At 60.8% G+C, this 12,802-nt stretch carries 15 protein-coding genes; 3 read left to right on the top strand and 12 right to left on the bottom strand.

Annotation, left to right across the window (positions count from 1 at the left end; translation table 11 throughout):
• Positions 1–12: 12 nt before the first annotated feature.
• The 3 genes from nirC to AC6I8P_RS01440 all read left to right on the top strand — a co-directional run bounded on the left by nirC (position 13) and on the right by AC6I8P_RS01440 (position 2,746).
• On the top strand, positions 13–816 hold the full coding sequence (gene nirC, locus AC6I8P_RS01450; RefSeq protein ID WP_021507430.1) for a nitrite transporter NirC: 804 nt from the start codon (positions 13–15) through the stop codon (positions 814–816).
• 46 nt (positions 817–862) lie between these two features.
• A complete protein-coding gene (gene cysG, locus AC6I8P_RS01445; protein WP_215480635.1) occupies positions 863–2,227 on the top strand; it encodes a siroheme synthase CysG in 1,365 nt (454 codons plus the stop codon).
• A 72-nt stretch (positions 2,228–2,299) separates the two neighbouring features.
• Positions 2,300–2,746, top strand: a complete 447-nt coding sequence (locus tag AC6I8P_RS01440) for a hypothetical protein (RefSeq protein ID WP_215480636.1) — start codon at positions 2,300–2,302, stop codon at positions 2,744–2,746.
• Positions 2,747–2,786: 40 nt separating this feature from the next.
• Here the strand turns inward: AC6I8P_RS01440 and trpS are convergent, their stop codons facing one another.
• From trpS to pilM, 12 genes are all read right to left on the bottom strand, one after another.
• Positions 2,787–3,791 carry a tryptophan--tRNA ligase gene (trpS, locus tag AC6I8P_RS01435; protein WP_058770971.1) on the bottom strand — a complete coding sequence of 335 codons (1,005 nt, stop codon included), beginning with the start codon at positions 3,789–3,791 and terminating at the stop codon, positions 2,787–2,789.
• A 15-nt stretch (positions 3,792–3,806) separates the two neighbouring features.
• Entirely contained in the window at positions 3,807–4,484 is a 678-nt protein-coding gene (locus AC6I8P_RS01430) for a phosphoglycolate phosphatase (protein WP_481657253.1), read from the bottom strand.
• A complete protein-coding gene (gene rpe / locus AC6I8P_RS01425; RefSeq protein WP_021507425.1) occupies positions 4,468–5,151 on the bottom strand; it encodes a ribulose-phosphate 3-epimerase in 684 nt (227 codons plus the stop codon). The genes AC6I8P_RS01430 and rpe overlap by 17 nt, the downstream gene beginning before the upstream one ends.
• A gap of 65 nt (positions 5,152–5,216) precedes the next feature.
• Complete coding sequence (gene dam, locus AC6I8P_RS01420) at positions 5,217–6,029, bottom strand: adenine-specific DNA-methyltransferase (RefSeq protein WP_021507424.1); 813 nt, start codon at positions 6,027–6,029, stop codon at positions 5,217–5,219.
• 96 nt (positions 6,030–6,125) lie between these two features.
• Entirely contained in the window at positions 6,126–7,133 is a 1,008-nt protein-coding gene (locus tag AC6I8P_RS01415; RefSeq protein ID WP_166711863.1) for an SPOR domain-containing protein, read from the bottom strand.
• Between the two features lie 94 nt (positions 7,134–7,227).
• Positions 7,228–8,316: a 3-dehydroquinate synthase gene (gene aroB, locus AC6I8P_RS01410; protein ID WP_058780177.1), complete on the bottom strand. Its 1,089-nt coding sequence runs from the start codon at positions 8,314–8,316 to the stop codon at positions 7,228–7,230.
• A 39-nt stretch (positions 8,317–8,355) separates the two neighbouring features.
• Positions 8,356–8,877: a shikimate kinase AroK gene (gene aroK, locus AC6I8P_RS01405; protein WP_010617392.1), complete on the bottom strand. Its 522-nt coding sequence runs from the start codon at positions 8,875–8,877 to the stop codon at positions 8,356–8,358.
• A 481-nt stretch (positions 8,878–9,358) separates the two neighbouring features.
• The gene (gene hofQ, locus AC6I8P_RS01400) at positions 9,359–10,618 is read right to left on the bottom strand and encodes a DNA uptake porin HofQ (protein ID WP_498030923.1); all 1,260 of its coding nucleotides are present in this window, start codon (positions 10,616–10,618) and stop codon (positions 9,359–9,361) included.
• Positions 10,560–10,940, bottom strand: coding sequence for a HofP DNA utilization family protein (locus AC6I8P_RS01395; protein ID WP_498030922.1), 381 nt, complete (start codon positions 10,938–10,940; stop codon positions 10,560–10,562). The genes hofQ and AC6I8P_RS01395 overlap by 59 nt, the downstream gene beginning before the upstream one ends.
• Entirely contained in the window at positions 10,930–11,418 is a 489-nt protein-coding gene (locus tag AC6I8P_RS01390; RefSeq protein ID WP_199189003.1) for a HofO family protein, read from the bottom strand. The genes AC6I8P_RS01395 and AC6I8P_RS01390 overlap by 11 nt, the downstream gene beginning before the upstream one ends.
• Positions 11,411–11,953 (bottom strand): PilN domain-containing protein, encoded by a 543-nt coding sequence (locus tag AC6I8P_RS01385; protein ID WP_498030921.1) that lies wholly within the window; start codon positions 11,951–11,953, stop codon positions 11,411–11,413. The genes AC6I8P_RS01390 and AC6I8P_RS01385 overlap by 8 nt, the downstream gene beginning before the upstream one ends.
• Entirely contained in the window at positions 11,953–12,762 is an 810-nt protein-coding gene (gene pilM / locus AC6I8P_RS01380; RefSeq protein WP_275027591.1) for a type IV pilus biogenesis protein PilM, read from the bottom strand. Before pilM ends, AC6I8P_RS01385 begins: the two co-directional genes overlap by 1 nt.
• Positions 12,763–12,802: the final 40 nt, after the last annotated feature.

Here is a 12,802-nt window from a genome sequence, read left to right as displayed (position 1 = left end):
TGAGACGTCACTATGTTTTCTGACACCCTGAACACCTGCGCCGCCAATGCGGCGCGCATTGTACGCACCGCGCAGCACAGCCCGCTGGCCTTCTGGATTGGATCGGCGATGGCCGGCGCTTACGTTGGCCTGGCGATCATCCTGATCTTCACCCTCGGTAACCTGGCGGACCCGGCATATCGTCCACTGCTGATGGGCGCCACCTTCGGTATTGCCCTGACGCTGGTGATCATCGCCGGTTCCGAGCTGTTTACCGGTCATACCATGTTCCTCACCGTGGGCGTCAAAGCCGGCACCATCAGCCACGGCCAGATGTGGTGCGTGCTGCCGCAAACCTGGTTGGGTAACCTGATCGGCTCAGTGTTTGTCGCCCTGCTCTACTACTACGCCGCTGGTGCGCTGCTGCCGAACGCCGGCTCGCTGATCCACAGCGTAGCGCTGGCAAAAACCACGCAGACGGCGATGGCGCTGTTCTTTAAAGGCGCGCTGTGCAACTGGCTGGTGTGTCTGGCGATCTGGATGGCGGTGCGCAGCGAAGGGGCCGCGAAGTTCATCGCTATCTGGTGGTGCCTGCTGGCGTTTATCGCCTCCGGTTACGAGCACTCCATCGCCAACATGACGGTATTTGCGCTGTCGTGGTTTGGTCAGCACAGCGCCGACCTGACGCTGCGCGGCATCGGCCACAACCTGCTGTGGGTGACGCTCGGCAATATGTTCTCTGGCATGGTGCTGATGGGCCTCGGCTACTGGTATGCCACGCCGCAGGCGCAGCGCCCGCAGACGCAAGCCCAGGCTTCGCCGCTGAAATCGGTATAATCCCTTCCACAGCCCGCACCGTGCGGGCTTTTTTTCAGGATTCGTTATGGATTACTTTCCGCTGTTTTGTCGGCTGCAAGGCAAGCGTTGTTTACTGGTTGGCGCAGGCGATGTGGCTGAACGCAAAGCGCGTTTGCTGCTGGAGGCCGGCGCAGAGCTGTACGTCGGCGCGCGGGATTTTTCTCCGGCGTTTCAGCTGTGGGCTCAACAGGGAAAAGTGACGTTACTGCACGGCGCATTCACCGATGACTGGCTGGATGAATGCTGGCTGGCGATTGCGGCCACCAGCGATGATGCCGTCAATCAGCGGGTGGCTGACGCCGCCGAACAGCGCCGCCTCTTCTGTAACCTGGTGGATGCGCCGCAGCAGGCCAGCGCCATTATGCCGTCGATCATCGACCGCTCGCCGCTGATGATCGCCGTCTCTTCCGGAGGCCGCGCGCCGGTGCTGGCGCGTCTGCTGCGTGAGAAGCTGGAGGCGATGCTGCCCCAGCATCTCGGCGAACTGGCTGCGCTGGCGGGCTCACTGCGCGAGCGCGTGAAGCAGCATTTTAGCGCCATGGCGCCACGCCGCGCCTTCTGGGAGCGCTTCTTTACCAGCGATCGGCTGGCCCAAACGCTGGCCAACGGCGATCGGGCACGCGCTGCCGCACAGGTCGATGCCTTGTTTGCGGCGCCGCTGACGCAGCAGGGCGAAGTCGTGCTGGTCGGCGCCGGGCCGGGTGATGCCGGTCTGCTAACGCTGAAAGGGTTGCAGGCTATCCAGCAGGCTGATGTGGTGGTGTATGACCGGCTGGTATCGGAGCCGATTCTTAATCTGGTGCGGCGCGATGCCGAACGCCTCTTCGTGGGTAAACAGGCGGGCCATCACTGCGTGCCGCAGGAACAAATCAACCAGTTGCTGCTGGAGCAGGCGCAGCGCGGCAAGCGTGTGGTGCGTCTCAAGGGCGGCGATCCCTTTATTTTTGGCCGCGGCGGCGAAGAGCTGGAGGTGCTGGCGCAGCATAACATCCCGTTCAGCGTGGTGCCGGGCATCACCGCCGCCTCCGGCTGTGCCGCCTACAGCGGTATTCCCCTCACCCACCGCGACCATGCCCAGAGCGTGCGCTTCGTCACCGGCCATCTGCAGCAGCACGGCGAAATGGAGTGGGGCAAACTGGCGGCGGAGCAGCAGACGCTGGTGTTTTATATGGGCCTCAGCCAGGCGGCCGACATTCAGCAGCAGCTGTTACGGCACGGGATGGACGCAGCGATGCCGGTGGCTATCGTGCAGCACGGCACCACGCCGCAGCAGCGCGTCGCCTGCGCCACGCTGCAGGAGCTGGCAACGCTGGCACAGCAGTTTGCCAGTCCGGCGTTGATCATTGTGGGCCGCGTGGTCAGCCTGCGCACGCAGCTGCGCTGGTTCTGATGCGGTAAAATACTGTACAGCGCTGCGCTTTGCCGCCAGACTGAGCAGCCAAATCAATCACAAGGAGTTTCCATGCGCATTATTTCTCTGGCCGCGGCGCTGCTGATGCCGCTGAGCGCGGCGGTGAGTGCCGCCCCGGTAACGTGGTCATCGGTCACGGGCGAATGGCAGGTGGTTGCCGTGACGCCGAAAAAGGAGAACGGCCAGATTTACATCAAAAACGATCCGCAGTTTATGGGCGCGCGCGTGGCGTTTAAACCCAATGCGATTAGCTGGACGCGCGGCACTGCCGAACGCGGCATCAATCCGGCGACTGACAATTGCCAGGGAAAACCGCGCCTGAGCGCCGCCAGCGGGGCAGGACAGGATCGTGATTTCAGCTTTCGCTATGGCTTCAACGTGCACTGTGGCAATCAGGCGTGGGGACCGGCACCGGGCGCGGTACTGAGCGTGCTGGCCGACGGCAATGCGCGGCTATTCTGGGATGGCGCAGAGCTGACGCTGCATCGGGTGAAGTAAAGCCTGCGGGGCGCGTTGTGCTGCGCCCCGGCAAACCGGCTTATGGCTGCGCCACGAAGCCTACGGCGTCATACACTTTCTTCAGCGTTTCCTGGGCATGCGCACGGGCTTTCGCTGCGCCATCGCGCATTACCTGGTTGAGGAACGCTTCGTCATTGCGGAAACGATGATAACGCTCCTGCAGCTCAGTCAGCATCTCAGACACAGCATCTGCCACCGCGCCTTTCAGGTGACCATACATTTTGCCTTCGAACTCCTGCTCCAGCTGCGCAATCGACTTACCGGTCACGCCTGACAGGATATCCAGCAGGTTAGACACGCCCGCTTTCTCTTTGATGTCGTAGCGCACCACCGGCGGCTCTTCCGAGTCGGTCACTGCACGCTTAATCTTCTTCACCACCGATTTGGTGTCTTCCAGCAGACCAATCACGTTGTTGCGGTTGTCATCGGATTTCGACATCTTCTTCGTCGGCTCCAGCAGCGACATCACGCGCGCGCCGGACTTCGGAATAAACGGCTCAGGAATTTTAAACACATCGCCGTACAGCGCATTGAAGCGCGCGGCGATATCGCGGCTCAGCTCAAGGTGCTGCTTCTGGTCTTCGCCGACCGGCACCTGGTTAGTCTGATACAGCAGAATATCGGCCGCCATCAGCACCGGATAATCGAACAGGCCGGCGTTGATGTTCTCTTCGTAACGTGCCGATTTGTCCTTGAACTGCGTCATGCGGCTCAGTTCGCCGAAGTAGGCGTAGCAGTTCAGTACCCAGCTCAGCTGCGCGTGCTCCGGTACATGCGACTGCACGAAGATGGTGCTTTTTTCCGGATCGATACCGCAGGCAAGGTATAGCGCCAGCGTATCCAGCGTGGCTTTGCGCAGCGCGGCCGGGTCCTGACGAACGGTGATGGCGTGCAGATCGACGATGCAGTAAATGCAGTGGAAATCATCCTGCATCTGCACCCACTGACGCAGCGCACCCATGTAGTTGCCAATGGTCAGTTCACCGGAAGGCTGGGCGCCGCTGAAAACGATGGGTTTGCTCATGTTATGTCCTGATAATCACAGCCCGAGAACGGGCAAAAGTTCGCTAAAAGTATCGAGAGTTAAATCGGGCTGGCTGGTGGCAATCGGCTCACCGTAGTTGTAGCCGAAGGTCATCGCAACGTTTGGCACGCCCGCCGCCTGGGCAGCGAGAATATCATTGCGCGAATCACCGACAAACAGCAATTGTTTTGGAAGCACGCCGAAACGGCCGAGAACGAGGAAAATCGCCGCCGGATGTGGTTTTTTCACCACCACATCGTCGCCGCCGATGATCAGAGAAAAGTAGTCGGCAATGCCGAGCGACTGCAGCAGCGGAGCAACAAACGGTGTAGGTTTGTTGGTGACGATGGCCAGCGGCTGACCGCTGGCGTGCAGCGCAGCCAGCGTCTCCTGCACCTGTGGAAACAGCGTACTGCCGGCTTCCACCGTTGCGGCGTAGTGTTTGTCGAACAGCGCACGCGCGTCGCGCTGCTCGTCGGCCTGCGGCTCACGGCCCAGCGCCCAGGTAAGCGCCCGCGCCATCATGATGTCCGCACCGTTGCCAATCCAGGTTGAGACGCGCTCAACGCCTGCGGGCGGCAGCTGCAAATCGGCCAGCGCCAGATCGATCGCCTGTGCCAGGCCTGGCGCGCTGTGCACCAGCGTGCCATCGAGATCGAACGCCAGCGCGCGGATATCAGTGAAATGAGCCATTAACTTTCTCCAGTTCGCTGCGCATCTCATCGATCACCTTCTTGTAATCCGGATGACCGAAGATCGCCGAGCCGGCAACAAACATATCAGCCCCGGCCGCCGCGATCTGACCGATGTTATCGATCTTCACGCCGCCATCCACTTCCAGACGGATTTGGTAACCGCTCTGGTCAATGCGACGACGCGCTTCGCGCAGTTTATCCAGCGTGCCTGGAATAAAGGACTGGCCGCCGAAGCCTGGGTTGACCGACATCAGCAGAATGATGTCGAGCTTATCCATCACGTAATCGAGATAGCTGAGCGGCGTTGCCGGATTGAACACCAGACCGGCTTTACAGCCGTGCTCTTTGATCAGCTGCAGCGTACGGTCAACGTGCTCGCTGGCTTCGGGATGGAAAGTAATGAAGCTGGCACCCGCTTTGGCGAATTCCGGGATCAGCGCATCGACCGGCTTGACCATCAGATGCACATCGATGGGCGCGGTGATGCCGTAATCGCGCAGCGCTTTCAGCACCATTGGCCCCATGGTCAGATTGGGAACATAGTGGTTGTCCATCACATCGAAATGCACCACGTCGCCACCCGCTTCCAGCGCTTTAGCGGTATCTTCGCCCAGGCGGGCAAAATCAGCGGCAAGGATTGATGGGGCCAGTAAAAATTGTTTCATCCGAATCTCCCAATTTTGTGCGCCAGCCGGAGCTGGCGTGATGCGTTGGTCGCGGACGAAACAGGCTAGCGGAAAAGCGCCAGCAGTTCGTCAACCTGAGTGCGACCACTTATGCTTCGGCTGATGGAACGCCGGGCTTTAACTACGTGTAAATCCGCATGCTGATACCACTCGCGCGTCAGCAGGGTATCGTGGTTTGAAATCAGTACCGGGATGCGGCTCTCCTGCGCCAGCTTACTGGCCAGTTCCGCCAGGTGCTGCTGCTCGCGCAGGCTAAAGCTGTTGGTGTGGTAAGCGGTAAAATTAGCCGTCGCCGACAGCGGCGCGTACGGCGGATCGCAATAAACCACTGAGCCTGCAGGGGCGTTGCCCAGAGTAACATCGTACGATTCACAGACAAAGGTGGCTTTTTGCGCGCGCTCGGCGAACCATAACAGTTCGGCTTCCGGGAAGTACGGCTTACGATAGCGACCAAAGGGCACATTAAATTCACCGCGCAGGTTGTAACGGCACAGGCCGTTGTAACCGTGGCGGTTGAGATAAAGAAACAGCACGGCGCGCTGATAGGTATCCGTGCTGGCGTTGAACGCCGTACGCTGGGCGTAATAGGTTTCCGCCGTATTGCCGCTGGCGCTGAACAGCTGGCGCGCGTCTTCAATAAACGAGGCGGTGCGCGTTTTGACGATATTGTAGAGATTGATCAGATCACCGTTGATGTCCGCCAGGTGATAACGGTCATAATCGGTGTTGAGGAATACGGAACCGGCGCCGACAAAAGGTTCGATTAAACAATCACCTTGTGGCAGATGACGACGGATATCGTCAAGCAGCGGGTATTTCCCTCCGGCCCATTTCAGGAAAGCGCGATTTTTCTTCATGCTGTCGTGGCTATTACATCTTAATTATTGGCTGTGGCGAAACCGACAGCAGATCTGCGCTTAGAACGGGGCCGCAGCAGCGCGGCCCCACATCACTTACTGGCTCTCTTTCTTCACCTGGCTGAGCGGTTTAACCCACGGGTTCGCCGCACGCACTTCCGCCGGCAGTGAAGCTACTGCACGTTTGGCTTCGGCCGGTGTGGCATAAGCGCCGCTCACCAGCACGTACCACGGCTGGCCGTTACGCGTGGTTTTATACACGTGATAACCGCTCAGATTCTGTTTCTTCGCCCAGGCGTTCAGGCTCGCTTCTTTCGACGCACCGCTCAGCTGCAGCGTGTAGTTGCCGCCCGATGGCAGCGACTTGCTGGCACCGCCACTGCTGGCCGGTGCGCTGTTGTGCGCGGTGGTGGTGTGCGTTTTGTTCTCTTTCACTGCAGCCGGTTTGCTGGCAGCCGGGGTTTTGTGGCTGCTGCTGGCACCGAGGCTGCGCGGTGGCGTCTCAGCGCGTACCGCCGGCGGCGTGACCGCTTTGCCGGCGCTGCCGCTGACCGTTGCCGGTGCGGTAGGCAGCGAACTGTTGCCCTGTGCGCCCTGCGCCGCGGCATCAACGGAACCCTGCTGATTGTTCAGCGCGGTATTGAGATCGCCCGGCAGCGTTACGCGCTGCTGGTTGGCCGGTGTGTCAACCGGTGCTGCCTGAGTCGGCGTGGAGGAGACAGACGGCATGGAGATGGACTGACCGTCACTGCCGGCGGATGCGGCGTTACCGGCGGTGCCCTCAGCCGACGGCGTGGCATTCTGCTGGCCGCTCATGGTGGTTGAACCTGACAGGTCGATATTCTTTTCACTGCCGCCGCCAGCCGGAGCCGCGCTACCGGTGCTGGCGCTGTTGCTGGCCGGTTTCTTCTCGTCCGGGCCGGTCAGCGCGGAGCCAATGCCCAGCACCAGAATCAGCAGCACCAGAATGCCGATGCCCATCATCATATGCTGACGGGAAACCGGTACTTTCGCTTTCGGCGCAGAAGACGATTTGCGAGGCCGCGTGGGACGGCGGTCACTGGCGTCAGGTTTTAACTCGTCTTCCGGTTTGAACTCATCCATTTAGCCTCCTCCGTAAAACGGCACGCTTCCCACGTGCCGCATCACTGCTCACTGTTCCCCCGCCGGACAGCAGCCCGACGTAGTACGGGGATAATCAAGATACTTTGCAATCGTTAATCGCAGCCAGCACCATATCATGCGCCACGCCGCCACGCACTTCGGAGCGGCCAATAGCGAGAGGCAGCACCAGACGCAGCTCGCCGCCGAGCACTTTTTTATCGCGCATCATGTGCGGCAGATAAGCTTCTGCCGTCATGCTGGCCGGGCCGTTAACCGGCAGGCCAGCACGCTGCAGCAGCGCAATAATGCGGTCAGTATCGGCAGCGCTGAACTGACCCAGACGCTCAGCAGTGCGCGCCGCCATTACCATGCCCGCCGCAACCGCTTCACCGTGCAACCAGTTGCCGTAACCCATATGCGCTTCAATCGCATGGCCAAAAGTATGACCGAGATTGAGCAGCGCACGCAGGCCGGTTTCACGCTCGTCGGCCGCCACCACGTCGGCTTTCAGCTCGCAGCAGCGGCGAATGCAGTAAGCCATGGCGGTGTTATCCAGCGCCAGCAGCGCATCAAGATTCTGCTCCAGCCACTGGAAAAATTCACCGTCGAGAATGATGCCGTATTTGATCACTTCCGCCAGACCGGAGGCCAGCTCGCGCGGCGGCAGCGTAGTGAGGCAGTCGGTATCAACCACCACCGAAGCCGGCTGGTAGAAAGCACCGATCATGTTTTTACCGAGGGGATGGTTCACCGCAGTCTTGCCCCCAACCGAGGAGTCAACCTGCGACAGCAAGGTGGTCGGCACCTGAATAAAGCGTACGCCGCGCTGGTAGCTGGCAGCAGCAAAGCCGGTCAGATCGCCAATCACGCCACCGCCCAGCGCAATCAGCGTGGTGTCACGGCCGTGCGGCTTCTGCAGTAGCGCGGTGAAAACCTCGTCCATCACCGCCAGCGTTTTGTACTGCTCACCGTCGGGCAGAATCACCTGATCCACTTTCACCCCGGCGTTGCTCAGCAGCGTCGCGAGTTTGTCCAGATAGATCGGTGCCAGCGTCTGATTCGTCACCAGCATGGCATTGTCGCCGGCTTTCAGCGGCCAAAAAGAAGCCGGATCGTTAAACAGTCCGGCAGCGATGGTGATGGGGTAACTGCGATCCCCCAGTGAGACAGTGATCTTCTCCATGATGACCGATACCTATTGCTGAGCCCTCAGGGTGCTGGATTAATTTTTTTCCAGCATGTTGATGATCTGATTGGCGACAACTTTTGCACTTTGATCGTCAGTGCGAATGGTGACGTCAGCGATCTCTTCATAAAGCGGATTACGTTCGCCAGCCAGCGCTTCCAGTACTTCGCGCGGCGGTTCGTCAACCTGCAGCAGCGGACGCTTTTTATCACGCTGAGTGCGGGCAAGTTGCTTTTCGATGGTGGTTTCGAGGTAGACGACCACACCGCGGGCGGAGAGACGATTACGGGTTTCACGGGATTTGACGGAGCCGCCACCGGTCGCCAGGACAATGCCCTGTTTCTCGGTCAGCTCGTTGATGATTTTCTCTTCACGATCGCGAAAACCGGCTTCGCCTTCCACATCAAATACCCAGCCTACATCCGCTCCGGTACGTCGCTCAATTTCCTGATCGGAATCGAAAAATTCCATATTGAGTTGCTGAGCTAACTGACGACCAATAGTGCTTTTGCCGGCACCCATCGGCCCAACCAGAAAGATATTGCGTTTCTCTGCCATTTTGTCGGTATTACTAAGAATTCGTTGATGATACCCCGCGTTCAGCACATTGCTGGCGGGACAGGAACTGAGACCTCATGAGCGTTAGCAAGAGTCAGACGGAAAATTATCTCAACACTCATGGCCGTTTGGCAACCGAATAAATTGCCCCCGGCGACCTTCAAACAGGACCGGTCTGTGGTTCGCGAGACGGTAACGCTCTTCCTTTTTTGCCATCCTTGTGCGCGCTACAGGTGCGCTGGCTGGGCCTGTCGCTCCCGACAGCTTACCTGCGTAAACTGTGGAATAGGTGCCGTTGCTGACGTCCTGTACCACCCAAAATTCGGGCATATTTCTTTCGATGTCAGTATCGCTTGTCACTGACACCCGCCGGAAGGTTATCCTGCCGCGTTCCGTTACACCGTTTTAAAATCGCTAAACCTTGTATGCTAATTCCTGCCCTGCGTCAACGCAGTTGGTCATATGGAGCGAATTTTCCGCTTTATCCGGCGGTAAGCGCTGCTTCCCTGACCAGTCGCGGCGTGATGAAGATCACCAGCTCACGTTTTTTGCGCTCGTCGGTCTGCTGACGAAACAGACTGCCGAGCAGCGGCACCTCGCCCAGCCACGGCACGCGCTTTTCGCCCTGGGTGCGCTGCTGCTGGAAAATACCGCCCAGCGCCAGCGTTTCACCGTCGCGCAGCGTCACCTGAGTGGCGATTTCCTGCTTATCGATGCTCAGCACCTGACTTTCCCCCATCGTCAGGCTGCGACCCGGCATGTTCTGGCTCAGCCGCAGCGTGAGCTGAATACGCCCGTTGCCCAATACCACTGGCGTCACCTCCATGCCCAGCACCGCCTCTTTGAACTCGATCGCCGTCGCACCACTGTTACCGGATTTCACCTCATAGGGAATTTCGGTGCCCTGCTTGATGGTGGCGGTCTGCTGGTGTGAGGTAAACAGCCGCGGGCTGGCGATGATTTCGATCTGGTTCTCCTGCTCCAGCGCGCTCAGCTCCAGGTTAAGCAGTTCGCCGCTCATCGGTCCGAGCGTGACGCCGGCGCGTATCGCCGGATTGCTCACCGTCAGCGGCACCAGCAGCTGCGGATTGCGCAGCGCCCCGGTGACGACATCGCCGGGTGCGCTGCTCCAGCTGACGCCGAGCTCGCGCAGATGCTCTTCATTGATGGTGACAATGTGCGCTGACAGCTCAACCTGCTCCAGCGGCAGATCCAGCGCCTGCAGCCAGCGCTCGGTGTCGCGCAGCGCCTGCGCGCTGTCCCGCAGCAACAGGCTGTTGGTACGGCTATCCACCGTCACGCTGCCGCGCGGCGTCATCAGCGAGCGTTCCGCCTGCAGGCTGCGGTAGACATCGCTGGCGCTGGCGTAGTGCAGCGTGACGGTGCGCTGCTCAAGCGGCGCCTGCAGCTGCTTCTCTTCACGCTCCGCCTGTGCCTGCTGTGCCTGTCGCTGCTGCCAGCTCTCCGGATAAACCAGCAGCACGCCCTCCTCCTGGATCACGGTGAGTTTCGCCAGCCGCGTGACCAGCGCCAGTGCGCGCTCCCAGCCGACGTTATCGAGTCGCAGCGACAGCCGCCCCTCCACGCCCGGCGCGATCAGCAGGTTGGTTTGCTGATAGTCAGCCAGCGCCTGCAAAATGCGCTCGACCGGCGCATCATCAAATACCAGGCTCAGGGGCTGATCAGCGGCGTGCAGCGGACTGCTCAGCGCCAGCCACAGCAGCAGCGTTATCCTTTTCATAAAATCCTCCTTTTATTACCCATGTGATGTGCTGCGGCGGACAGCTTTGCGTGGCGCTCAGTACCAGCGTATGTGCACTGAGCTGGGTCACCTGCCACGGTGCCACCGGAAAAGCAGCCGGTGCACTCAGCCGCTGACGTTTGCCCTGCGGTGAAACCAGCCAGGCCACAAAGTGCGGCGCGCGACCAATGATGCCCTGTAATCGCCAGCCCTGCGGTACGGCAGCGGGCGCCTGACACTGGCTGGCAGCCTGCGGCTGGAACGGATCGCGCGCCAGCGCCCAGCTGCTGCACAGCAGTAACACCAGTGCGCTACTCCGCATCGTCACTCTCCAGCCAGAACTCGCTGTGTAACACGCCCTGCTCCGCCTGCAGCTGAAAACGCTGTGGCACCGCTAATGCCGTCGCAGCCAGCCCGCTGAACAGCGGCAGAAATTGCGGCCAGCTCAGGCGCAGCGCCAGCTGCTGTGGCTGGCTGTCCGGATGCCATGCCTCGAGCAGATTGCCGCGCGCTGCCACCAGTTGCTCTAACGATACGGACGCCGCCGTTGCCGCTGGCTGCAACGTTGCGATCTCCGCCTGGAGCTGTTCGATGGCCGGTCGCGCGTCCAGCTGCTGCTGACGTTGCTGGTGCTGCTGCGCCAGTTGTGACAGCTGCTGTTGCAGCGTGCTGAATTGCTGCTGTTGCGGACGCAGCAGCAGTAGCCACGCCAGCCCGAGTAGCAGCAGCGCCAGCAGTTGCAGGCTGGCTATTCGCCACGTCAGTGCCAGCTGCAGCCAGCGCTGGATGAGTTCATTCATCGGTCGCCTCCTGCAGCCGGGCGCGCAGCGCGAAGCGGTAATCCCCCTGCGCCTGACGCTGTACGCTGCCCTGCTTCACCGCCGCAAACAGCGGCTGCGTCTGCAGCTGATGGCGGAACGCGCTGACATCAGCCAGGCTTTGCGCCAGACCGTCCAGCACCAGTTGCCCCTGACGCCGCTCCACGCGACTCAGCCACAGCGTCTCTGGCATCAGTGCGGGCAGTTGCTGCCAGAACTGCTGCCAGCGTTGATGCTGCTGCAGCCGCTGTTGCTGCGCCTGCTGCCTGCGTAACAGATCATCCCGCCGCGCCATCAGCGTTTGCTGTTGCGCCAGCCGCTGCTGTATCTGCTGGAGCTGCATGGTCATATCGGCCTGCTGCCGGGCTGCATGCTGGAGCCGCTGTTCAGCGCGCCACCACAGCAGCAGCGTGAGTAACAGCGTTACCAGCAGCACGACAACCAGCAACGCCACACTGTGCTGGCGGCGTAGCAGCAACTGCTGTGCCCGCCACGGGAGCAAATTGACCGCCAGCATCAGTAATCCTCCGGACGCAGCGCCAGGCCTAGCGCAATCGCCAGCGCGCCCGCCTCTGCCGGTAGTGGCGGTTGCAGATAGTGCAGCAGCGCCAGTGGTTTGCAGCGCTGCACTTCCGCCTCCGGCAACGCCTGCGGTGAGGTGCAGAACACCGTTTGTGCCTGGGGAAAGGTGTCACGCAGATGGGCGAGCGTCAGGGGTTCGGTTGCCGCGCCGCAGGCGCTATTTTCGCCGGCCAGCGTCCACAGCCAGTGGTCGCAGAGCGGATGGATCAGCAGCTGATGCGGGCGCAGCGGAACGCGCATAGCGATCTGCGTCAGTGCCAGACTGCTCAGCTCAAACACGTCGGGGCGCAGTCCGGCCTGCTGCAGCGGCGCCAGCCACTGGGCGATGACGTCGCGGCGCGCGGCGGTGACGTGCAGCTGGCTGGCGCTGCCGCCCAGCCGGTAATCCAGCGACAGCGAGGCGGCTTCGACCGGGAACAGACGCGATGCGGACGCGTTAACGTAGCGGCTGAGCGCCGGCTCGCGCAGTGAGGTTTGCGGCAACGGCAGCGTGCGCTGCAGCACCAGCTGCGGCGGCAGGCCAACGCGCAGTGAGTAGCGCCTGGGTAAATGACGCTGCCAGCGCACCAACATCTCCTGTAACACTGGCGAGGTTTGCAACACGCCGTTGCGTAACGTATCGTGCGGCAGCGGCTGCTGCCACCAGTGTCGCAGCTGCCATCCGTGACGGCGTCGTTCAATGCCAAGGGCGCAGAGTTGCCCGTTCTGGATGTCCAGTCCAATTTGCCAGCGCTGAAAAGCCATGCGCGCGATCTCCTTATCGTTACAGGAAAAAGGATGATTA

Source organism: gamma proteobacterium symbiont of Lampromicra miyakona (genome assembly GCF_059730895.1).
The sequence above is the reverse complement of the archived record's forward strand: the minus strand, read 5'-3'. Positions and strand labels throughout refer to the sequence as shown.

Bases quoted from the DNA above. Each gene is read 5' to 3' on its own strand.
- trpS (WP_058770971.1), bottom strand. From the start codon at position 3,791: ATGAGCAAACCCATCGTTTTCAGCGGCGCCCAGCCTTCCGGTGAACTG.
- nirC (WP_021507430.1), top strand. From the start codon at position 13: ATGTTTTCTGACACCCTGAACACCTGCGCCGCCAATGCGGCGCGCATT.
- AC6I8P_RS01385 (WP_498030921.1), bottom strand. From the start codon at position 11,953: ATGCTGGCGGTCAATTTGCTCCCGTGGCGGGCACAGCAGTTGCTGCTA.
- AC6I8P_RS01440 (WP_215480636.1), top strand. From the start codon at position 2,300: ATGCGCATTATTTCTCTGGCCGCGGCGCTGCTGATGCCGCTGAGCGCG.
- aroK (WP_010617392.1), bottom strand. From the start codon at position 8,877: ATGGCAGAGAAACGCAATATCTTTCTGGTTGGGCCGATGGGTGCCGGC.
- AC6I8P_RS01415 (WP_166711863.1), bottom strand. From the start codon at position 7,133: ATGGATGAGTTCAAACCGGAAGACGAGTTAAAACCTGACGCCAGTGAC.
- dam (WP_021507424.1), bottom strand. From the start codon at position 6,029: ATGAAGAAAAATCGCGCTTTCCTGAAATGGGCCGGAGGGAAATACCCG.
- aroB (WP_058780177.1), bottom strand. From the start codon at position 8,316: ATGGAGAAGATCACTGTCTCACTGGGGGATCGCAGTTACCCCATCACC.
- AC6I8P_RS01390 (WP_199189003.1), bottom strand. From the start codon at position 11,418: ATGAATGAACTCATCCAGCGCTGGCTGCAGCTGGCACTGACGTGGCGA.
- pilM (WP_275027591.1), bottom strand. From the start codon at position 12,762: ATGGCTTTTCAGCGCTGGCAAATTGGACTGGACATCCAGAACGGGCAA.
- AC6I8P_RS01430 (WP_481657253.1), bottom strand. From the start codon at position 4,484: ATGGCTCATTTCACTGATATCCGCGCGCTGGCGTTCGATCTCGATGGC.
- hofQ (WP_498030923.1), bottom strand. From the start codon at position 10,618: ATGAAAAGGATAACGCTGCTGCTGTGGCTGGCGCTGAGCAGTCCGCTG.
- cysG (WP_215480635.1), top strand. From the start codon at position 863: ATGGATTACTTTCCGCTGTTTTGTCGGCTGCAAGGCAAGCGTTGTTTA.
- rpe (WP_021507425.1), bottom strand. From the start codon at position 5,151: ATGAAACAATTTTTACTGGCCCCATCAATCCTTGCCGCTGATTTTGCC.
- AC6I8P_RS01395 (WP_498030922.1), bottom strand. From the start codon at position 10,940: ATGCGGAGTAGCGCACTGGTGTTACTGCTGTGCAGCAGCTGGGCGCTG.